Source organism: Micromonospora sp. NPDC048842 (genome assembly GCF_040649935.1).
GTDB lineage: Bacteria > Actinomycetota > Actinomycetes > Mycobacteriales > Micromonosporaceae > Micromonospora > Micromonospora hortensis.
Genome location: NZ_JBEZGK010000001.1, coordinates 327,091 through 350,701, shown reverse-complemented (window position 1 = coordinate 350,701; position 23,611 = coordinate 327,091). Strand labels below are relative to the sequence as shown.

15 protein-coding genes are annotated in these 23,611 nt (G+C 70.5%); 13 read left to right on the top strand and 2 right to left on the bottom strand.

From position 1 onward, the window contains the following. Positions 1 to 2: 2 nt before the first annotated feature. From AB0C19_RS01525 to AB0C19_RS01495, 7 genes are all read left to right on the top strand, one after another. Positions 3 to 989 (top strand): Gfo/Idh/MocA family oxidoreductase, encoded by a 987-nt coding sequence (locus tag AB0C19_RS01525; protein ID WP_357177746.1) that lies wholly within the window; start codon positions 3 to 5, stop codon positions 987 to 989. Between the two features lie 2 nt (positions 990 to 991). Further along, positions 992 to 1,819 carry an MBL fold metallo-hydrolase gene (locus tag AB0C19_RS01520; protein WP_357177741.1) on the top strand — a complete coding sequence of 276 codons (828 nt, stop codon included), beginning with the start codon at positions 992 to 994 and terminating at the stop codon, positions 1,817 to 1,819. Then, complete coding sequence (locus tag AB0C19_RS01515; RefSeq protein WP_357177738.1) at positions 1,816 to 3,327, top strand: YcaO-like family protein; 1,512 nt, start codon at positions 1,816 to 1,818, stop codon at positions 3,325 to 3,327. The genes AB0C19_RS01520 and AB0C19_RS01515 overlap by 4 nt, the downstream gene beginning before the upstream one ends. Beyond that, positions 3,324 to 4,193, top strand: coding sequence for a sugar phosphate isomerase/epimerase family protein (locus AB0C19_RS01510; RefSeq protein ID WP_357177735.1), 870 nt, complete (start codon positions 3,324 to 3,326; stop codon positions 4,191 to 4,193). The genes AB0C19_RS01515 and AB0C19_RS01510 overlap by 4 nt, the downstream gene beginning before the upstream one ends. After that, positions 4,190 to 5,431 (top strand): glycosyltransferase family 4 protein, encoded by a 1,242-nt coding sequence (locus AB0C19_RS01505; protein ID WP_357177732.1) that lies wholly within the window; start codon positions 4,190 to 4,192, stop codon positions 5,429 to 5,431. The genes AB0C19_RS01510 and AB0C19_RS01505 overlap by 4 nt, the downstream gene beginning before the upstream one ends. 43 nt (positions 5,432 to 5,474) lie before the next feature. Further along, positions 5,475 to 6,263, top strand: coding sequence for a PIG-L family deacetylase (locus tag AB0C19_RS01500; RefSeq protein WP_357177729.1), 789 nt, complete (start codon positions 5,475 to 5,477; stop codon positions 6,261 to 6,263). 66 nt (positions 6,264 to 6,329) lie between these two features. Beyond that, positions 6,330 to 6,830: an LURP-one-related family protein gene (locus AB0C19_RS01495; RefSeq protein WP_357177726.1), complete on the top strand. Its 501-nt coding sequence runs from the start codon at positions 6,330 to 6,332 to the stop codon at positions 6,828 to 6,830. 90 nt (positions 6,831 to 6,920) lie between these two features. Here AB0C19_RS01495 and AB0C19_RS01490 read toward each other — a convergent pair whose 3' ends face one another. After that, positions 6,921 to 7,169: a BBE domain-containing protein gene (locus AB0C19_RS01490; RefSeq protein ID WP_357177723.1), complete on the bottom strand. Its 249-nt coding sequence runs from the start codon at positions 7,167 to 7,169 to the stop codon at positions 6,921 to 6,923. 151 nt (positions 7,170 to 7,320) lie between these two features. Here AB0C19_RS01490 and AB0C19_RS01485 point away from each other — a divergent pair, with 151 nt between their 5' ends. After that, positions 7,321 to 7,938, top strand: coding sequence for a hypothetical protein (locus AB0C19_RS01485; protein WP_357177720.1), 618 nt, complete (start codon positions 7,321 to 7,323; stop codon positions 7,936 to 7,938). Between the two features lie 306 nt (positions 7,939 to 8,244). Beyond that, entirely contained in the window at positions 8,245 to 8,595 is a 351-nt protein-coding gene (locus AB0C19_RS01480; RefSeq protein ID WP_357177717.1) for a DUF1801 domain-containing protein, read from the top strand. Positions 8,596 to 8,704: 109 nt separating this feature from the next. On the opposite strand, the gene AB0C19_RS01475 is transcribed toward AB0C19_RS01480, so the two are convergent. After that, positions 8,705 to 10,981, bottom strand: coding sequence for a glycoside hydrolase family 44 protein (locus AB0C19_RS01475; protein ID WP_357177714.1), 2,277 nt, complete (start codon positions 10,979 to 10,981; stop codon positions 8,705 to 8,707). Positions 10,982 to 11,279: 298 nt separating this feature from the next. On the opposite strand from AB0C19_RS01475, the gene AB0C19_RS01470 reads away from it, so the two are divergent. The 4 genes from AB0C19_RS01470 to AB0C19_RS01455 all read left to right on the top strand — a co-directional run bounded on the left by AB0C19_RS01470 (position 11,280) and on the right by AB0C19_RS01455 (position 23,607). Further along, positions 11,280 to 12,053, top strand: a complete 774-nt coding sequence (locus AB0C19_RS01470) for a hypothetical protein (protein WP_357177711.1) — start codon at positions 11,280 to 11,282, stop codon at positions 12,051 to 12,053. Between the two features lie 230 nt (positions 12,054 to 12,283). Next, positions 12,284 to 13,513 carry a cytochrome P450 gene (locus tag AB0C19_RS01465; protein WP_357177708.1) on the top strand — a complete coding sequence of 410 codons (1,230 nt, stop codon included), beginning with the start codon at positions 12,284 to 12,286 and terminating at the stop codon, positions 13,511 to 13,513. Continuing rightward, complete coding sequence (locus tag AB0C19_RS01460) at positions 13,510 to 13,737, top strand: ferredoxin (protein ID WP_357177705.1); 228 nt, start codon at positions 13,510 to 13,512, stop codon at positions 13,735 to 13,737. The genes AB0C19_RS01465 and AB0C19_RS01460 overlap by 4 nt, the downstream gene beginning before the upstream one ends. 465 nt (positions 13,738 to 14,202) lie before the next feature. After that, complete coding sequence (locus tag AB0C19_RS01455) at positions 14,203 to 23,607, top strand: neuraminidase-like domain-containing protein (protein ID WP_357177701.1); 9,405 nt, start codon at positions 14,203 to 14,205, stop codon at positions 23,605 to 23,607. The last annotated feature ends 4 nt before the right edge of the window (positions 23,608 to 23,611 follow it).

Genomic DNA, 23,611 nt, shown 5'->3' with positions numbered 1-23,611 from the left:
CGATGAAACCCGTCGGGTGGGGTGTGGTCGGCTGCGGCTGGGTCGCCCGTGACCACGTCGCCCCGGCGATCCGCGCCGCCGGGCACCGGCTCGTCGCCGCCTGCGACAGGGATCCGGCCGCCGCCCGGGGACTCGCCCCGGAGCGGGTGGCCACAACCGACCTGCACGAGCTGCTCGATCACCCGGAGGTCGAGGCGGTACACGTCGCGACCCCCAACCACACCCACGCCGACGTGGTGGCCGCGGTGGCAAAGGCAGGGCTGCCAGTGCTGTGCGAGAAGCCCCTGGCGGCGACGGTGCCCGACGCCCGTCGACTGGTCGACGCGGCCGGTGGCGCCCTCGCCGGGGCCGCCTTCGACCAGCGGTTCCACCCCGCCCACCAGCGAATCGCCGAGATGGTCGCCGCCGGTGATCTGGGCACTGTGACCGCGATCCGGATCGTCTACGGCTGTTGGCTGCCCGAGCGGTGGAGCCCCGACGGCCGACCGCACGACAACTGGCGCATCGACCCGGCTCGCTCCGGCGGCGGGGCCCTGGTGGACCTGGCCCCGCACGGCGTCGACCTGGTCGGTGTGCTGCTCGGCGACGACCTGGTCGAGCTGACCGTACGGACCCAGCGGCGGGTGCACCCCTACCCGGTGGACGACGGAGCGCTGGTGGCCGGCGTGACCGGCGGTGGGGTGCTGGTCCAGGCACACGTGTCGTTCAACACCGCCGATCCGCTCCCTCGACGCCGACTGGAGGTGGTCGGCACCGGCGCACAACTTGTCGCTGTGGACACCCTCGGTCAGAGCGCCGGCGGCACACTGACCCGTCTCGACGCCGCGACCGGCACCGCCACCGAGGTGCCGTTCGACGTCGACACGACCCCGTTCACCGGTCAGGCGCGCGCCTTCTCCGCCGCCGTACGCGGAGGCGGTTGGCAGTGGCCTCTGGACCGGGACCTGCGCCTGCACGAGTTGCTGCAGACCGCCGCGGAGAGGAGCTGACAGTGCCCCTCCGCCCGTATGCCTGCGCGAACTGCGGCCACTGGCAACGCTGGTTCGCGTCCCCGCCGTCCTGCCCGGTCTGCACTGACGTGCGCAACGCGCTGCCCGAGGATGGCTGGCAGTTCACCTCCGCCGACGAGGTGGCGGTCGGACGACAGGCACGCTCGGCAGTGGTCGCTCCCGGGGTGACCGGTTACTGGTGCGAGCCGCAGCTCGGGCTCGGCACCACCGGCTGGGTGATCGAGTCCGACGTCGGTCTGGTCGGTTGGGAGGCGGCCGGCTGGTACCCGGCCGACGCCATCGCCGACCTGCGTGCCCGTGGTGGTCTTGTCGCGCTCGGGGCGAGTCACGTGCACGGGTACGGCGCTCTGTGGCAGCTCCAGGACGAACTCGCCCCGACGGTGCTCGCGATCGGTGTCGACGATCTCGTCTGGACCAAGGCGTTCCAGGTGACCTGGCCCACCGACGATCGGCACCTGCTCGCACCCGGCCTGGTGATGTACCGCAGTGGCGGCCACTTCCCCGGCCACAGTGTGCTGCACGACGAACAACGCGGAATCCTCTTCGTCGGTGACCTGATCAAGGTGGAGCTTGCCGGTGAGACACCGGTCGGTCTCTCCTGCCACAAGGCGTTCCACGCCCAGATTCCGCTCTCGCACGCCGAGGTGCGCCAGGCCCGCGACCTGGTCGAGAAGCTCGACTTCGACGCGGTGGCCACACCCTTCGAGTACGCGGCGCCGGTCTCTCGCCGGCAGGTGCTCGCCCTGTTCGACCGGCAGCTGCGGGGGCAGCCGACGGCCGGACCCATACCGATCGAGGAGCTGACGTGACCCGAGCCGCCGAACCGCGTACCCCCACCGTCTCGGCGATGTCGGTCGCCGACCGGCTCGCCGCTGTCCTGCCAGCCGGCGAGGTCGGTGACTTCGACATCTCCAGGCTGGACCGGCTCGGTCTGCCGGTGGTCTCCGCCGACCACCTCGGCGACGGCTGGCCCCGGGCCGCCGCCGTGGGTTACGGCGCCACCCTCGAGCAGGCGCGTACCGGCGCGTACGGGGAGCTGGCGGAGGCCCTGTTGCTGCACGGACAGCTGCGGGCCATGGTTCCCCGGCGGGCCTCGTACGCGCAGCTTCGTACCGAGCTGGGCGCCGGTGGCGTGGTGGATCCGCGGTCCCTGGTGCTGCGAGCCGGCACCACTGTCGACGACGACCAGCCCCGCTCGTGGCTGCCCACGGTTCGGTGGCGTACCGGAGAGACAGTGCTGGTGCCTGCGGAGTTCTGCGGTTCCTCGAGCGAGGACCTGCCCTGGCAGGACCCGGCCGAGCGACTCGTCACGGTGATCACCAACGGTTCGGGCGCTGGCGACACCATTGAACGGGCCGTCGCACACGGCCTCCTGGAACTGCTGCAACGCGACGGCAACACCACAGCTTTCCGGGCCATGGACGCCGGCGTGGTGATCGACCTCGACGAGGTCCGGGACCCGGTGACCCGAGCCACGGTGGACCGGCTGCGGGCCGCCAACATCGACGTCGTCCCGAAGCTCGCCTCCACCGCCTTCGGGTTGGTCGACGTGCACGTCGTCGGCATCGACAGGGAGCCGGAAACCCCGCCGCTGGCGGTCACCGCGTGTGGGGAGGCCGCTCACCCGGACCGGGAGACCGCACTGCGCAAGGCGCTGCTGGAGTACGTCTCCTCCCGCTCCCGCAAGGTTTTCTCCCATGGGCCGTTGGAGACGCTGCGGCGGTTCACGCCGGAGGCGTACTGGCGGCGAGAGTTCGCCCGACCGGCCGAATCACAGGAGACCCGAGCGTTCACCGCGATGCGCGAGTGGACGCACCTCGACGGCGGGCAACTGCGTGCCCTGCTGGAACCCGTGGTGCTGGCCCGACGCAGCACCGTGCCCTTCACCACGTTGCCCACAGTCGCGCCGGGAAGCCTCGACGACCCGAGCGCGTTGCTGGCCGACCTGCTGCACCGGCTCGCCGAGTTCGACGTACTGGTCGTCGTCGCACCGGGCGACGGGGCGGTGGCGGTCAAGGTGATCGTGCCCGGCCTGGAGGCGGAAACCATGTCGTACGGGCGAATCGCGGCTCGTGGGGTCGAGCGCCTGATGGAGAAGGACTCGCCGCTGGTCGGGCTCGGGGCGCCCCCGCACGGCGGTGCCGCGCCGGTGGTCCTCGACCCGGCCGGTCGGGAGCGACTGGGCAACGACGCCTGGCTCGACCTGAGCTTGGTCGCCCGGACGATCGGCCCGCTCTACCCGCTCTACCGTGAACCGAGCCGGCACGCCGTCGCCGCGGGGGGCGGCCTCGGCACCGGGACCCGGAGTCAGCCATGAGCCTGCGATACGCCTACAACACCAACGGGATGACGTCGCACCGGCTCGACGACGCGCTCACCCTGCTGGCCGACTGCGGCTACGACGGCGTCGCGCTCACCCTCGACGTCGCCCACCACGACCCGTACGCGCCCGACCTCGCCGGGCGCACCCGCCGGCTGGCCCGCCGTCTCGACGCGCTCGGACTCGCCAGCGTGGTGGAGACAGGTGCGCGGTTCCTGCTCGACCCGCGGCGCAAGCACCATCCCACACTGGTCTCGCCGGCCGAGGACGACCGGACGCGGCGGCGTGACTTCCTCCGTCTCTGCGTGGACGTCGCTGTCGAACTGGGCAGCGAGGCGGTGTCGTTCTGGGCCGGCGTACCCGATCCCGGCACCGACAGTGACCGCGCCTGGCACTGGCTCGTCGACGGCGTCCGCGACGTCGCCGAGTACGCCGGCCGGCACAGCATGACGTGCGCCCTCGAGCCGGAGCCGGGGATGCTGGTCGACGACTGCGACGACTGGGCCCGGCTCGCGGCCGAGGTCCCCGGCCTCACGCTGGCCCTGGACACCGGTCACTGCCTCGTGTCCGGCCGGTACGACCCGGCCGCCGCGGTGCGCGCCTTCGCGACCAGTCTGGGTGCCTGTGCCATCGAGGACATGCCCCACGGCCGGCACGAGCACCGCGCCCCCGGCGAGGGCGATCTGGACTTCCCAGCGGTGCTCGGCGCACTGACCGAGGCAGGCTATTCCGGCCTGGTCAGCCTCGAACTCTCCAGGGACGCACATCGGGCCGACACCCTGGTGCCTGCCGCACTGGCCGCGCTGCGCCACGCCGAGCAGCAGCCCCACACGTCCGCCGAGCTGAAGGTCGGTGTCCGATGAGGATCTGCTTCGTGTCGCGCCGTTACTGGCCGGCGGTTTCCGGGATGAGCGCGTACGCCGAGAACCTGCTACGACACCTGGTCCGCGCCGGCCACGAGCCCACACTGGTGTCCCAGTACCGGGGCGACACCGCGGGCCGCGCCGTCTACGGTGGCGGCCCACCACCGTCGGACCGGGTGCCTGCCGGCGTCGAGGTGCACGCCCTGGAGGCGCGCGGGGAACAGGCCGTGGGCCGGGGCGAGCCGGCGGACTTCGAGGCGGACGTCGCGGAGATGACCGACACCGTGCTGCGACTGCACGCCCGCCGACCCTTCGACGTGCTGCACGCGCAGTACGCGTACCCCAACGGGCTTGCGGTGCTCCGTGCGGCCCGGGCGGCCGGGCTGCCCGCCGTGGTCTCGGTGCAGGGCGGCGACGGTCACTGGGTCGGCACCTGCTGTGCCACCCACCGTCACCTCGTGCGGGCGGTCTTCACGCACGCGCCGGCACTGCTGATCGGGTCACCGTCGTTCGCCGCCGAGGTCAGCCAGCGGCACGACCTTGATCCGACCCGCTTCACCGTCGTACCCGGGGCCACCGACACCGAACGATTCGTGCCGGTCGCGTTCCCCGGTCGGGTCTCGGACCCGGCAGTGCTGCTCTACCACGGCCGGGTCGACGCGCGGAAGGGTGTGCTCGACCTGCTCGACGCGGTCGCCAAGCTCCGCGCGGAGACGGTGCCGGTGCGTCTGCTGATCTCGGGCATCGGCCCCGACGTGGGTGCCGTCGAGACCCGGATCACCGAGCTGGGTCTCGCCGACACCGTCGAGCTGCTCGGCGCGGTGCCCTACGAACGGGCCCACGAGGTATACGCGCGGGGAGAGATCTTCGTCAGCCCCACCTACGCGGAGGGCTTCTCCAACACCATCCTGGAGGCGATGGCCAGCGGCCTGCCGGTCATCTCCACCGACGTGGTCGGCGTCCGCGACTGTGTGCGCCCGGAGGAGAACGGTCTGCTGGTGCCGGCCGGTGATCCGGCGGCTCTGGCGGGCGCCGTTCGCCGCCTGATCGACGACCCGGCGATGCGCCGTCGGCTCGCCGGTCAGGCCCGCAATGACGTCGAGCAGCAGTGGAGCTGGCCGGTGATCGCTGGTCGGATCACCGCCGTCTACGACGGGCTGGGCGCATCCGTACCGGAGATCCCTGACCCGCCGGTCGACTCGACCTGTCGCTTCCGCGCGGCACCGCACCTGCTGTGAGCGCGGGTCGGCAAGCCCCGCCGTCCCGACCGACGGGCCACCGTTGACGACGCGTCCCGGGGTCGCGGTGGCGGTCAGCCCGCACCTGGACGACGCGGTGTTCTCCGTCGGCGGCACCCTCGCGGCACTGGCCGCGACGGGTTGGACGGTACGAGTGGTCACCTGCTTCACCGCCAGCATGCCAGACCTGTCACCGTTCGCCCTGGCCTGCCAGCTCGACAAGGGGATCGCGGCCGACGTCGACTACATGGCGCTGCGCCGGGCGGAGGACGAAGCAGCCTGTGCGGTGCTCGGGGTGCAGCCGGTACACCTGCCACTACCTGAGGCGCCGCACCGCGGTTATCCCGACCCGGCCGCGCTCTTCGCCGGTGTCCGAGCCGACGACCGGGCGGCGGCGGCCCTCGTACCGGCGCTGCTTCCGCACCTGGCGGACGCCGACGTGATCCTCGCGCCGCAGGCCCTCGGTGACCACGCCGACCATCGCATCGTCACCGAGACGGTCGCCGCGCTCAGCCCGGACGCCCTGTGGTGGCGGGACGTGCCGTACGTCAGCCGGCAACCAGCTGCGTCACAGTGGCGTTGCGTGCCCGATGGTGTCGAGGCGGGCGCTGAGATCGGCGAACATCTGACCAGGAAGGTGGCCGCCGCCGCCAGTTATCACAGCCAACTTGGTTTCCAGTTCGGTCAGGTCGGGGTGGCTCCGCTGCTGCGCAACCTCGCCGCCGCGGAGGCTGCCAGGTTGGGCCTGCCGGGCGCGGTCGAGGCGTTACGCGGCAGTGTGGACAGTCTCCGGTTGATCGGCGCGGTGTCATTCTTGCGGAGCGACCGATGAGGGGCGGCGGTAAGGGCCGGTCGTGCTCGGCAGGCACTTCGGTGTGCGGTGGGGGACAATCGAGAAATGTTTGTCATCAAGGAGCGGTTCTTCTCGATCGGCGACGACTTCGACGTGCTCGACGAGCACGGCACCAAGGTCTTCCATGTCGACGGCAAGGTGCTCAGCGTCCGCAACAAAGTCGTCATCGAGGACGCCTCCGGCCATGAGGTCGCCACGCTGCACCGGCATCTGGTGGCGCTGCGTCCGACGTACGAGATCCGGATCGGCGGCGAGAAGGCCGCAGAGGTCCGTAAGAAGCTGCTCACGCCGTTTCGCGACAAGTTCACCATCGACGTGCCGGGGCCTGATGACCTGGAGATGAAGGGTGACCTGCTCGACCACGAGTACGTGATCGAGCGCGGCGGCACCGAGGTGGCCTCGGTCTCCAAGCGGTGGCTGACGATCCGGGACACCTACGCCGTGCAGGTCACCGCCGGCGTCGACCCACTGCTCATCATCGGCAGCGTCCTCGCGCTCGACCTGGCCCTGAACCGCGACAAGAAGAAGAAGGACGACGAGGACTGACCCCCTGGGCGACAGCGGCATCGCTCGGGCTCGTGGCCGGGACGCCCTGACGCAGCCCCTGACCAGGCTGGGCATGAGCAGCCGGCCGCGTCACTGGTTGTGGGGCCGGATGTTGTGGTTGAGGTGGAACACGTTGTGCGGGTCCCAGATCGTCTTGAGCGCGGTGAGCCGGGCGAGCTTGGCGGCCGGGTACGCGCGGCGTACCCCGCGTTGCCCCTCGTCGGCGGCGAGCGAGTTGACGTAGACACCGTCGGCGTACGGGTCGAGCGCGGCTGCCGCGCTGCGAGCCGCGGTCGCCGAGGTCCGTCCGCAGACCGGCCGCTGATGATGCCCGCGCACGAGGGAACACCCGCCACACGTATCGCCGCTCACGAGCCCGACGGCCGTCGGCGACAGTGCGGCGCGGGATTGAGCTAGTCGGCGCGCGATCATCTGATCGTGGGTTGGGCTCGGGCCGACGAGATGGGTTCGTCCCGGCACAATGATTGCGATGATCTCGTGGCGTGGTGGGCTGTGGTGGCTGGTGGTCGGTCCGGCTGCGGGGGTGGCGCTGGGCGCCGTCGACTCGCTCGTGAACCATGTGCCGGTGCTGCTGGGCGAGGTCGGCACCGCGCGTGCTGAGCGGGGCGGCTGGTCACAGGCCGCGGAGTTCGCCAGTCTCATCCTCGACGCCGGATGGGCCTGGGCGGCGATGGCCGTGCTGGTGGGCTGGCTGGTGAGTCGGGGCGTACGACTGGCGGCGGGGATGCTGCGCGGCGCCCTGGCGAGCGGCTGCACGCTGATGTCCGCCACCATCGCGTACTACGGCGTGGACGTGATTTTCGACGGCGGCATCTGGTGGGACACAGCGACCCGGTACTGGCTGATCGCCAGTGTGTGTCTCGGCCCTCCGCTCGGGGCTGTCGGGGCGTTGATCCAGCGCTCTGGTCCGGTCGGAACGCTCGCTGTCCTCCTTGTGCCCGTCGGCGCGGCGCTGCAGATGGTGCTGCTGCCCCCGCCGCCGGAGAGCGCGATGGCCTGGCCGGTGCGGTTGAGCGTCTGGGCCGCGGCAGTGGTCGCCGCCGTGCTGATCGCTCGTCGGACACCCCAACCCATGGACACTCGCTGATGCTCTCGCGGTGCGAGGACCGACCGGGGAACCTGGAAAGGGGTCTTGGGCGTGGGCCTCGCCTACCTGGCGCCGCACCTCACGAGCTGTCGCAGTGCATCGAGTGTCGCCGGGGCGAGCACGTCCGGGTTCGCGGCTCAGCCCGTGGGCGAACGCGGAGTGGGCCTGCTGGCCTACGCTCCGGCCGGGGAGGAGTTCGCCGGCGGGGTCAGGAGCCCGAGGTCCCCAGCGGCGAAGGGTGGGAGCGCGGCGGCACCGCACCCTCGTCCACCACACACGCGATATCTACTGAGCACCATGAAGGGGATGACCGTGAACGACGACGTCACCGAGTACATCAACAAGACGCAGCCGTGGCAGATCGACGTATGCGACAAACTGCGTGCGATGATCAACGAAACTGTTCCAGGTGTCGAGGAGCGGCTTCAGTACGGCAAGCCGCACTACCTCAAGAACGGCCATTACGCTGCCGTCATCGCGGTAGCCAAGGCCAAGGTCTCGTTCATGGTCTTCAACGCCACTGACATCCCCGAGGTCAAGGGATTCCTGCGGTCGATGGGCAACGGTGAACGCAAGACTGTCGACATCACGGAAGGGCAAGACGTCGACTATGGCCAACTTGCCAGTTTCCTGAGCAAGACCACGGCGGCCCTGTAGGCGCAGCCCCCCGCCCCGGTCCCCTCGCTCGGAAGCGAGGGGACCGGGGCGCCGCTGCGCCCCGGACCCGTCCGGCCTGCTCCGTCGGTACGGAGTGGGGCCTCTTCGCTCACCCGCAGCGTTGACCGTTGAGGGTGAAGGCGGTCGGTGCCGGGTTGGTGCCGCTCCACGTGCCGTTGAAGCCAGTGCTGGTGGACGCGCCGGGGGCGAGTGTGCCGTTCCAACTCATGCTGTCCGCTGTGACGCTCGTTCCGTTCTGTTTCCAGGTGGCCGACCAGCCCTGGCCGACCTTCTGGCCGGTGGTGGGGAAATCGAAGGCGAGTTTCCAGCCGTTAATCGCGGTGGTGCCGGTGTTCTTGATCGTCACGGTCGCGGTGAAGCCGCCCGGCCAACTGTTCGCCGCGTAGCCGACCGCGCAGACGTTGGTCGGGGCGGTGGGCGCGGTCCGTACGGTCAGGCCGGGGGAGGCCGCCGAGACGTTGCCCGCCGCGTCCCGCGCGGTCACCACGAAGGTGTACGGGGTGTCCGGCGTCAGCCCGGTCACTGTGTACGTGGTCCCGGTGGCGTTGCCCACCTTCACGGGGCCGGCGGTGTCGACCCGGTGCACGTCGTAGCCGGTGACTGCGGTGTCGTCGGTGGACGGCGTCCAGGCCAGCGCGACGCTGTCGCCGGTGATCGTGCCGGCGGTCGGCTTGCCCGGGGCGGTCGGCGCCTGGGTGTCGCCGGGCGTGGTGTCGCGCGGCAGGACCAGGTGAGTGATCGAGTTGGCCGGGAACGTGGCCGTGAGTCCGCCGGCGGTCACCGGCTGGTCGGCCTCCCGGACGACGCCGGCGAGGTCCGCCCCGCTGTAACGGTAGACCTGAGCGGTGCTGGCGGAGGCGCCGGTGAGGGCGATCGGGCTGGTCAGGTCGTCGCCGGTCTTGTTGATGACGACAACTGTGAGCGCCTTGTCGGCGCTCCGCTCGGCGGCGTACACAGCCAGCCTGCCCTGGTCGGCGCTGGTCGCCTGGACGGAGGTTTCGCCGAACGCGCCGCCCTTGCCGTCGTAGTTGCGGTAGACGCGGAAGGCGTTGGCCACCGGCTGGTCGGCCGTGGGTGCGGTCCAGAGGGTGGCCAGGTCGAGCCCTTCGCGGCCGAAGATGCCGAGGACGTCAGCCTGGGCGAGCGCGCCGTTGAGCGATCCGTGGCCGCCCCAGTTGTACTCGGTCATCGCGATCTTCGTGCCCGGGTAGTGCTGGTCGACCAACTCGCGCAGGCGCGGGATGTACCGGACCGGACTGTTGATCCAGCTCTCGTCCACGTAGGTCGGGTCCCAGAGTTGGCGGGTCGAGCGCAGTCGCAGCGCCTGGGTGTTGGCGTCGCCGGCCGCTTCGCCCAAAACGCCGGACTGCTGCGGGTAGAGGTGGACGTCGAAGTAGTCGAGGATGCGTGTGCCGTGCTGCTGCTCGTACTCGCGCATCCGGTCCAGGTACCACGGGCCGAGGTCCTGGCCGCCGTGCGCGGCCTTGTCCGGCGGGTTCGACCAGCAGCCGGTGCGCGAACAGGTGTCCTGGTCGAGGCCCGAGTAGAGGATCGAGTTCAGGCCCCAGCCGACGGGACCGAGGGTCTTAGCGCCCGGGTCGGCAGCCTTGATCGCGGCGGCGTACTCGTAGGTGCGGTCGCGTAGCTCGTCGTAGCCCAGCCCGGCCGGGCGGACGTCGCGGTGGGTGGAGTGCCACAGGTCCGGCTCGTTGTCCAGGTTGTAGAACTGGACCCCGCCGTCGGCGGCGGCGCCGAACTGCCCCTTGAGGTGGTTGACGAAGTCGGCGGCGTACTCCGGACCGACGGCGACGCTCGTGTCCTTCGGATCGTTGCCGGTGATCAGTGACCCGTCCGGCTCTATGCCGTTGCCACAATCCGGTGCCCAGGTGTCGGTGGATTGCTGCGGGCCGTACTTGGCGACGCTGAAGCCGCACGCCCGCGACCGGTCCTTGGCGATCCAGCCGAGCATCGGAATCGTCATGACCGTGGCGGCGCCGGTGGCCTTGTTCTGCTGCACGAACCGGTCGGTCTCCGAGCCCTCCGGGAGTTCTTCCGGACTCGGGTTGTCGTTGGGGATGTTCTCGAAGAACCAGTCCGACGCGCGGTTGGTGGTGTCGGCTCGGAAGTTGTAGCGGGTGGTGGCGTTGCCGCCGTAGCGGTGCACCGGCAGCCGCAGGTCGCGGGCGAGGACCTGGTCGGCGAAGTTCATGCCGTAGACGTACGGGCTGATCTGGTGCCGGGCGGCAGTGGTGTCCACGGCCAGCGCGGGGCCGGCTGCGGCCAGGGCCGGCTCCGGCAGGGCCAGACCGCCGAGAGCCGTGGCGAGCACGACCGGAAGTAGAGCTGTGGTGAGACGCACGAGCATTCCTTTCGCAGAGGAGCTCGACGATGGGAGCGCTTCCACAGCGTTACGCCTTCCTGGCTCCGAGTCAACGCCGCAGGGCATTCCACTGTCGGCCGACCGAAGTCAACCTCTTCACATATAATGACGTCCGTCAATGTGGTTGTGGCTGATGCGGCGTGCCGGAATAGCTCGGATCGCCGCAGCGCGGAGGCAACCGCGCCGCAACGGTGCGAGCGGGAGCACCTCAGCGTCGCACGGCCGGAAAGTTCCTGCTGGTCCGTCCCCTGTGGTGGGCAGCCAGCCGTCATGAAGGATGACAATGCGCAGATTTTTCGCGGTGTTCAGCGCCGCCCTGATCCTCGGCGCCGCGGTTGGCAGTGTCCCGGCCGGCGCATCGGGGGCCTCCCCGCCATCGTGCCCCCGTGGCCTGCTCTTCTGTGAGGACTTCGAGCGACTGCCTCCCGGGGGACCCAGCACGTTGAAGTGGGGCGTCGACACCCGCCATGGCACGCTCACCGTCGAACGTGCCCGTCGTGGCAACCAGGTGCTGCACGTTCACACAGTTGACAACGGACGTGCCTTCCTGCGCGTCGACGACTTCGTCGCGCCGGGCAACCGCTTCTACGGCCGGATGCGCCTGCGCGTCGACGCCTTCCCCGCGGCCCCGGACTGGGCGCACTTCACGCTTGTGGAAGCGACCGGCACCGGCAGCGCGGAGGTCGTCCGTCCGGTCGGTGGGCAGTACGCGCCAACGGTCCCCGGAACCTTCTGGGGGGTCGGCGCCGACGGTGGTCCGACCGGCGACTGGACCAACTGGCGGGAGTCCGCCCCGGTGGTCGAGGACACCTGGCAGTGCTTCGAGTGGAAGATCGACGCGGCGGACAACAGCGTCGCGGTGTGGATCGATGGCGTGGCGAACCCGGAGCTGACAGCCTCCACGAACGACCACGGTGGCAACGACGTTCCCTTCGTCCTGCCGACTGTCGACACAGTGAAGATCGGCTGGCAGCTTTACCAGGGCGGCACGACACCGGGCGAGTTCGACCTCTGGATCGACGACATCGCCCTGTCGAGCAAGCGGCTCGGCTGCTGATCCGGGGCCAGTCCCGATGAATGTCCCTGCCGGGGTGTGGCTTTGCTGCCGCACCCCGGCGGCGGACCGGCCTCCATGGCGATCATCGATATCTGTCGCTACGATCCGACATCGACAGGCTACTGAGCGTCAATGTGTGCTGTCGGCACGTCCCGGACGCCGGCAGTCCGGCGCCGCTACGAACGAGGTGCCGGCCTGAGGATCACGCCGTCTCGACGAAGGGAACTCGGATGACGGAGAGCGCGCAGACCACCGATAGCCGAACCGTTCCGCCGGCCCGGTCGTACCCGTTCAGTGTGCCCGACCGTCTCGTCGTCGACCCGACCTACGGCGAGCTGCGCGAGAACGAGCCGATGACCCGGGTAAAGCTCCCCTACGGCGAGGAGGCGTGGCTCGCCACCCGGTACGAGGACGTCCGCACGGTCCTCGGCGATGTGCGGTTCGGCCGCGCCCCTGCCGTCCAGCGCGACGAGCCCAGGCTCACACCGCGCCAGCAGTACAGCGGCATGCTGACCCTGGACCCGCCCGATCACACTCGGCTGCGCCGGCTGGTGGCGAAGGCGTTCACAGCACGTCGGGTAGAGGCGCTGCGACCCCGAACCCAGGAGATCGCCGACGCACTGGTCGACAACATGGTCGCGCTCGGCCCTCCGGCCGACCTGGTGGAGCACGTCGCCACGCCGCTGCCGATCCAGGTGATCTGCGAGCTGCTCGGGGTCCCGTACGCCGACCGCGACCGCTTCCACATCTGGTCCGAGGCGATCGTCTCGACCACCTCGCTTCCCATGGAGACGATCCAGGAGTACCTGAACAATCTCTGGGGCTACATCGGTGACCTGGTCGCCGAGCGCCGCCGCGAGCCGGGGATCGACGACCTGCTCGGCGCGTTGGTGCGGGCCCGCGACGAGATTCAGGATCGGCTCAGCGAGACCGAGCTGGTGGAGTTGGCCGGCGGGCTGCTCGCGGCCGGCCACGAGACCACAGTGACCCAGATCCCCAACTTCATCTACGTGCTGCTGCAGAATCCCGACCAGCTCGCTCTACTGCGGGCCGACCCGTCGCTCGTGCCGGCCGCGGTCGAGGAACTGTTGCGGTACGTGCCGCTCGGCGTCGGCTCCTCCTTCGCCAGGTACGCCAAGGAGGACGTCGAGGTCGGCGGGGTGATGGTCCGGGCAGGCGAGCCCGTTCTCGGCTCACTGTCATCGGCGAATCGCGACGGTACCGTCTTCGCCGACCCGGACCGGCTGGATCTCGAGCGCGCGCAGAACCCGCACCTGGGTTTCGGGCACGGCGTACACCACTGCGTCGGCGCGCAGTTGGCCCGAATGGAGTTGCAGGTAGCCGTAGCCACCCTCGTGACTCGACTGCCCGGACTGCGGCTCGCCGTACCCGAAGCCGAGCTGGAGTGGAAGCGGGGCATGTTGGTGCGGGGCCTGCTCGGCATGCCGGTGGTCTGGTGAGCACCGCCTGGCGAATCGGGGTGGACACACGCCGCTGCATCGGTACGAGCATCTGCGCCGGCACCGCGCCCGAGCACTTCCACCTGGTCGGCGGCCTGTCCGCGCCGCTGGCCGACGTCGTCGCCCCGGCCGACGTCATCCTCGACGCCGCCGACTCGTGCCCCGTGGAGGCGATCACGGTTCACGACCTCACCGACGACCGGCTGATCGCGCCGCAGGATTGACCCGAGATCGAGCCCGGCCGTCTGCGCCCACGAGCTGGGCAGGTGCGGAAGTTTCGGCAGATCAGCGACGAGACGGTCGCTCTGCCGCGGCGGCTCTGCTGACGGCTTGCGCCAGCACTCCGATCCGGTTCGTCTTCGCCGACCAGGGCTTCGCCGCCGTCTGGTCGACTGGTGCCGCGATCTCCTCCGGACGGTGCTCGACGGCCTGCTCAATCACTGACTTAGAAAGAGAGCAGTCAGAAGCGTTTGGCGTATCTCGCGGCGGCCAGTGTGGCGAAGGCACTAAACGAGACCCCGCCACCGGCCGTACCGGCAGTGCCCGCTGCCGTTCAGCCAGACGGTAAGGCGGATCTTGGACAGTGCGATGCTGGCGGGCTCCTCTGATCCGCACGATGCCAGGTAGCTCCCGGTCGCACCGGCGTCAGACAGCCGCCGTCGCCGGCTGTCGGACGATCGGAGATGCTCATGACCACCCCGATGGGCTCGCGCCGGCACCGCCCCAGCGACGACGTCCGGCGGCTGCACACCGCGCTGCTACGGATGCCCGCCGACATCGCCACCGACGAACTGGTCGACGCCCGGTACGGGCCGACCACCCGCCGTGGGGTCGCTGAGTTCCAACGGGCGTACAAGCTGCCGGTGACCGGCACTGTGGACGGGGCGACCCGGGACGCGGTGCAGATGGTGCTGGCCGAGCCGCCGTCGGGGTTCGTCGTGGTGGGTCGGGTGCGTTGGGCCGACGGGCAGCCGGCGAACGCTCTGACTGTCAGCGCGTTCGACCGGGACCTGCGGGACGCCGAGAAACTCGGCGAGGCGACCACCGGGGACGACGGGCTGTATCGCGTCGACTATTCGCGGGACGGTTTCACCCGCTCCGAGAAGCAGTCCGCTGACCTGTTCGTCCGGGTGTCCGCTGGTGATCGCCTCCTGTCCGACCCGCCGCTGAGCGCGGTGCTGTTCAACGCCCCCGAGCTGGCCGTGCTCACAGTGGACCTGTCCGGTGGTGGGGACCGGAAACGCAGTGAGTACGAGCGGATCCTCGCCACGATTGTCCCGCTGCTCGGCCAGGTCCCGTTGTACGAGCTGCGGCAGGACGACGAGGCCGAGGACGTGACGTTCCTGGCCGCCGAGACCGGACTCCCCGCGACGGCGCTGGCGCACTTCGGTGTGGCGCAGAAACTGGCCGCGTCCTACAAGCTGCCGGCGGTGTTCGGTTACGCGCTGTTCGCCGAGCGGACGCTGTTGACCACGAGCCGCACCGGCGCCGCGCTCGCCCGGTTCGACGTCGATTTGAACACCGAACTGCGGCCGCTGTACTACGACATCGCCCTGCTCGACGAGCACACCGTCCGGAACGCCGTCGCCGACGCCGTGCGCCATCGGTTCGTTCCCGAGGACCTGCTCGGCGAGCTGGACCGGATTCTCGACATGTTGGCCCGGGTACGGCCGGAGGCCAAGGAGTACGTCGCGCAGGAACGACCGAAGGTGTTGTACGGGCGGGTGGAGCGGTTCCTCGCCGACGGCGCGCACGAGCGGGTCCAGAGTCTCCTCGCCGCCGACGCCGCCGGTGACCTGCCCGGGCTGATCGCCCGCCTGGCCGAGGCGGCGGCGTTTCCCGACCGGTCGGCTGCCGAGGCGGCCGGCGCGGCGAGCGTGCTGGCCGACGTGCTGGGCTACGACGAGACGATCGTCGACCGGGTCCGTGACAGCGAGGGGATCGAGGGGGCGGCTGACGTACGCCGGCTGGCCCGGCTGGCCCCGGCGGACTGGCGGCGGGTGTTGCGGGACAGCACCGCGGATGTCCGGGTGGCCGGTCAGCCGGTTCGGCCGGAGCTGATCGACCTGCACGCCGGTGCACTGGCCCGCAAGCTGGAGAGGCGCTATCCCACAACCGCCTTCACCGCGCAGCTCGAACGCGACGCGGGCACCGTGGTCGGCACCGCAACCGCAGCCGGCGCCGGAGGCCAACGATCCGACGGCAGCGACATTCGGCCCGGCCCCGATCGCCGGGCTGACCCCGACGAGCAGCCCGGCGAGAACGAGGAGCCCGGCAACGACGAGCGGGCCAGCGCCGCCGAGCGCGCCTTCGGTGGGCACCGGGACGTGGTGCTCGAACTGCTCACCGCGAATCCGGATTTCGACCTCGCGACCGGCAACGTGGAGCGCCTGCTGCGCGACCACCCGGAGCGGCTGCGGACCGGGCGGCCGGCGCTCAAGGCCGCGCAGCGGATCTTCAAGCTGGCGCCGACCTATCGGCAGACGACGGCGTTGCTGGCTGCCGAAGTGCCGTCGGCGGCACGGATCCACGCCCTCGGCGAGACGCGGTTCGTGGCCACCGCAGTGAACACCGGCCGGTTCACCGACGAGCAGGCCCGGTCGGTGTATCGCCGGGCCGTGGACGTGCACGTGGCGAGCGGGCTGCTGGCCGGCGAACTCCAGAGCGCGGCTCGGGCGCTACCGGTCCGGGCCCTGGGCGGCTCGGCGGCCCCGGACCTCACCCCGGTCAGCGCCGACTTTCCCAACCTGAGCAGTCTGTTCCAGCTCGCCGACTCCAGCTACTGCGAGCCGTGCCGCAGCGTGCACAGCGCCGCCGCGTACCTGGTGGACGTCCTTCAGTTCCTCGGTAACCGGCTGGTCACCGACGCCGACACGCCGGGTCCGGCCACCAAGGTCGCCCGGGACGTCCTGTACGGTCGCCGGCCGGACCTCGGCGACCTGGATCTGAGCTGCGAGAACACCGACCTTCCGTTGCCCTACCTGGACCTGGTGTGCGAACTGCTGGAGGAGGCGGTGGCACCGGACGCGGGCCTGGCGTTCGGGGGCCCGCTGAGCGGCGGCGTCGATCCGGTGGAGGCGCCGTCGGCCGGACTGCTGAGCCTGTTGCAGGGCCAGGGATGGCCGTTCACCGACCGATCGCTCGTGTACGAGCCGGACCTGGCTGGAGCCCGCGTGGTGCGGGACATCGGCGTGGTGGCCAAGGCGACCCCGGACGGGGGCGGCGGGTGGTTCGTGCGCCGATTGCGCCAGACCACCGGCACCGCCCTGGAGTTGGCGGCCGCGCCGCAGTACGTGAATGCCGCCGCCTACACCCTGCTGGCGGGGAGCCGGTACGCGTTCGCCCTGCCGTTCGACCTGGCGCACGAGGAGACCCGCAGCTACTTCGCCCAGTTCGACATCGCCCGTGCCGACGTGATGCGGGCGCTGCGCCGGTCGACAGGCCCGAACGACGAGGCCGTCGCCGCCGAGGAACTGGGGATCAGCGACGCGCAGCGGCAGCTGGTGGTCACCGCCGACCCGGCGGCACAGGACGACATCTGGAACACCGCGCCGCTCGGCGCTCTGGGCGGCATCGCCCGCGTGGACAACTTCCTCGCTCGGGCGCGCCTGGACTATCGGGAGTTGACCGAGCTGCTGGCGCTGGCCTGGGTCAATCCCGGGAACGCCATGTTCGTCAAGCACCTGGACACCGGGTCCGACTTCAGCGCAAAGCGGATCCAGCAGCTCACCGACGCACGCCTGGACCGGATCCACCGGTTCCTGCGCCTGCTGCGCGCGCCGGCCTGCACCGGTTGGACGCCGCCGCTCCTGGACCGGGCTATCCGGGCCGACGCGTTGGGCGGGGGCGCCCTGGACGACGACCTCCTGGTCGCGGTGGCGGCGCTGCACCGGCTGGCCGCGCGGCTCGGGCTGCCGTTGCCCGAGGTGGTCGACCTGTTCGCGCCGCTGGACGAGTCGCGGTACGCCGAGGTGTTCCGCAACTCCGCGAACGGCCCGGTCCTCGAAGCGTTCGAGCCGGCCCACGTGCTCGCCAACGAGCAGGCGGAGCTGACCACGCCCGGCTCGGGTGCCCCGCTGTCGGCGCACGAGGCGTACCTGGCGACCTGCCTGGGGGCCACGACGGCGGACACCGCCCTGCTGGTGGCCGATCTTCCGGCCCCGGCGATCGTCAGCAACGTCGGCCTGCACGCGGTGTACGCGGGGACGCTGCTGGCCCGGTCGCTCGGGCTCACCACCACCGAGTACCTGATCATGAAGGATCTGACCGGGTCGGATCCGCTCACCGCACCGGCCACCGCGCTGGCCTTCGTCGACCTTCTCGACGCTGCCTGGGCCGGCACCGGCATCCGCCCGGCGGACCTGCGCTACCTGCTCCGACACGAAGCCGACGACCTGGCCGCTCGGGACCTGCCGGACGAGACGCTGACCACGGTGCTCACCGGGTTGCAGGCCGGCTACCAGAGCGGGTACGCGGCGACCCGACCCGCTGTCGACCCGGCGGCGCCGCCCGAGGAGAACCTGCCGGGCATGCGTGCCCTGCTGGCCACAGTGCCCGGGATGACCGAGGCGGACCTGGCCGGCTTCGCCTCGATAGTGGAGGGTGGTTGGACCGACGCGGTGACCACCCCGGCGCAGTTCGTCGACGCGAAGCTCGCCGCCCTGGTGGACACCACACCGATAACAGCGGCGATCGTGGCCAACCCCACCGAGGCCCAGCAGAACACGCTGCTGCTGGCCATCACCACTGCCCTGTCCAGCTCCGCGTACACCCGTACCAAGCAGGAGCTGGCGGTGGCGGCGGTGGCCGACACCTTCGGGTTCTCGGCGGACGCCGCAGCGACGGTGCTGGCCGGCGCGGAGCTGACCCGGCCGCTGCTCGCGGTGCTCACCGACGACGCGCTGGTGGACCTGGTGAACGAGCCACCGGCGCCGCCGGCGGTCACCCCGGCCGGGTTCGACGAGCAGTACCGGGCACTGCGCCTGCTGCACGTGCTGGGCCGGCTCATCGAGCACCTGACGGTGCCCGACGCGGACCTCGGTTGGCTGCTGACGAACGCCGGGTCGCTCGGCTGGTTGGCCCCGGACCAGGCGCCCTACCAGACCGGCCGCCCGCCGGCCCCGTTGGCCGACTGGATCCGGTTGGCTGCCGGGGTCGAGCTGGCCCGCACCTACCCGCCGGTGGCGAACCCGCTGGACGCGGCCGCGCCGTGGACGGTGTACGGGCTGTTCGACCTGGTCCTGGCGGCCGGCACCACCGCCGCGCAGGTCCACACCCACCTGGCGCAGCTCGGCGGCTTTGACGCCACAGTGCTGGCCGACCTGGACGCCCACCTCGAACTGTCGGCGGTGGACCTCACCGCGTACCGGTCGCCGGCGACGATCCAGCGGCTGGCCCACGCGCTCACTCTGCTGCGCCGGCTGGGCCTACCGGTGGCGGCGGCGGTGCCGCTGGGTCAGCCAGTCACCACGGCGGCGGGGGCGGCAACCATGCGGCAGGCCCTGAAGGCGCGCTACGCCGAGGCCGAGTGGTTCGGGGTGCTCCAGGGGGTGCAGGACCGGCTGCGGGTGGCCAAGCGGGACGCGCTGGTCGCGTACCTGTTGGCCGAGAACCCGGGGCTGCGCGACACCAACGACCTGTACGACCACTTCCTCATCGATGTCGAGATGGGCGCCTGCATGGCGACGTCGCGCATCGTGCAGGCGCACGCCACCGTTCAGCTGTACGTGCAGCGCTGCCTGCTGGGCCTGGAGCCGGACAGCGTCGCGGCGGTCACCGAGGATCCGGGTTGGGACCAGTGGAACTGGATGGCCAACTACCGGGTGTGGGAGGCCAACCGGAAGATCTTCCTGTATCCGGAGAACTGGATCCTGCCGGAGTTGCGGGACGACAAGTCGGAGCTGTTCACCGAGTTGGACGACCAGTTGCAGCAGGACGAGCTGACCGACCTGGCGGTGGAGAACGCCACGATCACGTACCTGGAGAAGCTCGACGACCTGGCGCACCTGGACGTGATGGCCTGCTACTACCAGCACGACAGGCATCTCATGCACGTGTTCGCCCGCACCCGGGGCGGCGACCCGACGGTGTACTACCACAGGCAGTTCGAGCGGGAGCGGTACTGGACGCCGTGGCGGCGGGTGCCGCTGGACATCGCTGGCGACCACCTGCTCGCCTTCGACCGCAACAGCCGGCTCACGGTGGCCTGGCCGGTCTTCACGCAGGAGACGGACACGGCGCAGACCTCCCAGATTCCGGACCCGGACGGCATTCCGCCGGGCGGAACGGAGACGGAGCGGCCGCGCCGGCGGTGGCGGATCCAGCTGGCCATCGGCGAGCGGGCGCAGGACCGCTGGCAGCCGAAGAAGATCTCGAAGGACGCGCTGTACTACCCGGCCAGCGGCTACCGGGAGGACCTCCCCGCAGCGGACGAGTTCACCTGCTTCGCGTACGCGGCCGGAGCGGCCGGCCAGGCGATCAGCGTGCTCACCGGCACCGAGTTCGTCGGCTCGTTCGCGCTGACCGGCTGCCGGGGCTATCCGGAGCCGGTGCCTGGCGGCGGTTCCGGCAACCTGCTGCTGTCGCCGGTGTTCAAGGACACCGAGCTGCTGGCCGAACGGTTCACCGAACTGGTCTTTCGGGAACAGAACGACCTGGCGATCAGCACCCCGCTGATGGGCGCGTTCCAGACGCTGGTGGCGCAGACGCCCGGCCGGTTCCGGGTGACGTACCCCATGCAGATGTCGTTGCTGGACTGGATCATCATGCTGCTGGGACTGGCGCAGAGCGTCCGAGGCACCCACGACCGCCGGCCGGTACTGCCACTGGGCACCCTGATGCCGTACTTCTACGGCGACTACGACCGTGGCTACGTGATCATCCCGGGCTTCTACGACCGGCGTGCCGAGGACCCGGCGGACCGGATCGAGAAGACGTACAGCGACGTGGACGAGTTCGCCCGCGACGTGTTGGCGCTGCTCACCGAATACCTGCGCCGATACGCCGAGGACCCGGCGCACGACCTCGCGGCCGCCGTGCAGGCGATGACCGAGGACGCGGAGTACCACCGGCTGATCGCCGAGTTCGAGGTCTACGGCACCCTGTCGTACGGGGTGCGGTTCGCGAACTTCTACCACCCGCTGCTGTGTTTCCTACGGGCCACTGTCTACCGCTCGGGCGTGCCGGCGTTGCTGAGTCGGACCACCCAGCTCACCAACACGGGGTTCGACTTCGCCGCCACCTACCAGCCGGCGCCGGTGGTCGTGTCGCCGTACCCGGTGGAGGACCTGGACTTCGCCGCGGACGGCGCGTACGCGGGCTACAACTGGGAGCTGTTCTACCACCTCCCGTTCGACATCGCGCTGCGGCTCAACCGGGACCAGCGGTTCGCCGAGGCGCGCAACTGGTTCCACCACATCTTCAACCCGGTCGGCACCGCCGACGGTGCCGCCGCTCCGCAGAAGTACTGGGTCACCAAGCCGTTCTTCCAGACCGGAGTGCCCGAGCTGCTCGACCAGCGGATCGGCGACATTCTCACGGCGATAGCGGCCGACCCGTCGGGGGCCAGCATCACCGACCTGAAGTTCGCCGTGGAGCAGTGGCGGGCGAAGCCGTTCAACCCGCACGTGGTGGCTCGCAGCCGGCCGGTCGCCTACCAGCTCGCCGTGGTGGTCAGCTACATCAAGAACCTGGTCGACTGGGGCGACCAGTTGTTCCGGCAGTTCACCCGGGAGTCCGTCACCCAGGCCACCCAGCTTTACATCCTGGCCGACAAACTGCTCGGGCCGAAGCCGAGCGTGGTGCCGCCGCTGGTCAGTCCGGCTCCGGCCACCGTGAACCAGCTCCAGGCCACTGTGGACCTGTTCGGCAACGCGCTGCTGGACCTGGAGAACCTGATCCCCGACCTGGACCTGCTGCCGCACGGCGGGGCGGAACTGCCCAGCCCATTGAGCTACTCGGCGCTGTACTTCTGCGTCCCGCCCAACGAGGAGATGCTCCGGCTGTGGGATCTGATCGCCGATCGGCTGTTCAAGATCCGCAACTGCCAGAACATCGACGGGGTGGAGAGCATGCTCGCCCTGTTCTCGCCGCCGATCGATCCGGGAGCGTTGGTCCGGGCCGCCGCCGCCGGCATGTCCGTCTCATCGTTCCTGGCCGGGCTCGGCGCGCCGCTGCCGAACTACCGGTTCCGGGTGCTGGCCCAGAAGGCCACCGAACTCGTCGGGTACGTCGGTGAGCTGGGCGGCGGGCTGCTCGCCGCAATGGAGAAGCGGGACGCCGAGCAACTCGCCAGGCTGCGCGCCGGCCAGGAGATCGCCCTGCTCGACGCGGTACGGGCGGTCAAGCTCGCCACCATCGCGGAGGCCGAGGGCAACGTCGCGGCGCTGGAACTGAGCCGCAAGGTGGTGGAGGAGCGGCAACGCTACTACGCCGGCCGGCCGTACATGAACGCCTGGGAGATCACCGCCACCACGTTGTCCGGGGTGTCGCTGCTCGGCGAGACCGCGATCGCTGTGGGCTACATCCTGTCCGGCGGGCTGAAGCTGATTCCCAACTTCACCGCAGGCGGCGCCGGCTTCGGTGGCTCGCCCACCGTGACCCTCACTCTCGGCGGGGACAAGGCCGGTGCCGCCGCCGACTCGGCGGTGATGACCCTGGAGGCGATCGCCCGAGCCCTGGACAAGGCCGCCGGGATGGCAGCCAACCAGGGCGGCTACCGCCGCCGGATGGACGACTGGGAACACCAGGCCGCGCTGGCCGGTCTCGAACTGACCCAGCTCGACCAGCAGCTCCTCACCGGGCGGCTGCACGTGGCTATGCTCACCGACGAGCTGGCGGCGCACGACCGGGAAGCCGACAACGCCCTCGCCACCGAGGAGTACCTGCGCGGCAAGTACACAAACACCGAGCTGTACCAGTGGATGGTCAGCCGAGCCAGCTCCGTCTACTTCGGGGCGTACCAGCTCGCCTTCGACGTGGCGAAGAAGGCCGAGCGGTGCTTCGCCCACGAGCTGGGCAGCGAGGCCACCTTCCTGCAACCCGGCTACTGGGACAGCCTGCGTAAGGGGCTGACGGTGGCGGACGCGCTGCGCCACGACCTGAAGCGGATGGAGGTGGCCTACCTCGACCGGCACAGCCGCGAGCGCGAGCTGACCCGGCACGTCTCGCTGGCACAGCTCGACCCGGCGGCGTTGATCGAGCTGCGGGCCACCGGCAGTTGCGTGGTAAACGTGCCGGAGGCGCTGTTCGACCTGGACCACCCCGGGCACTACTTCCGCCGGCTCCGCACTGTCAGCCTGTCCATCCCGTGCGTGGCCGGCCCCTACACCCCGGTCACAGCGAAGCTCTCCCTGATCGGCAACCGGTACCGGACCACCACCGCGGCCCGGCAGAGCGCCACCAGCGCCAAGGAGAAGTACGCCGAGACACCCGGCGACGAGCGGTTCGCGTACAACGTGGGCGGCATCGAGTCGATCGCTACCAGCAGCGGCCTCAGCGACAGCGGCATGTTCGAGCTGAACTTCGCCGACGACCGCTACCTGCCGTTCGAGGGCAAGGGCGCGATCGGCACCTGGCGGCTGGAACTGCCGACGGCGGTCCGCCAGTTCGACTACGACAGCATCAGCGACATCATCCTGCACCTGCGGTACACGGCCCGCGACGGCGGCTCGACGCTGCGCGGCGTGGTCGAGGACTCCCTGCGGGAGATGCTCAACGAGATGCTTGTCGACGCTGGCCGGACGGGGCTGTACCAGGCATACAGCCTGCGCCACCACTTCCCGGACGAGTGGTGGCAGCTCACCCAGCAGCAGAGCACCGAGCTGACCATCGGGCCGGAGCACCTGCCGTACCTCGCCCGCGAGCACCAGCCGGTGGTGGACCAGGTGACCTGGTACGCCCGGGTGGACGGTGATCCCGGGACGTACGACCTCACGGTGGCCGGTGACCCGGTGACGTTGAACCGGGACGCTGACCTGCGGCAGTGCGTGGGTCAGTCCGATCCGCTGGTTCTCGGCACCCCGGTCACGGTGGCGGCCGACCCGGACGGCCTGACCGACCTTGTCGTCCTGCTGCACTACCGGCTCGACGGCTGAGGGG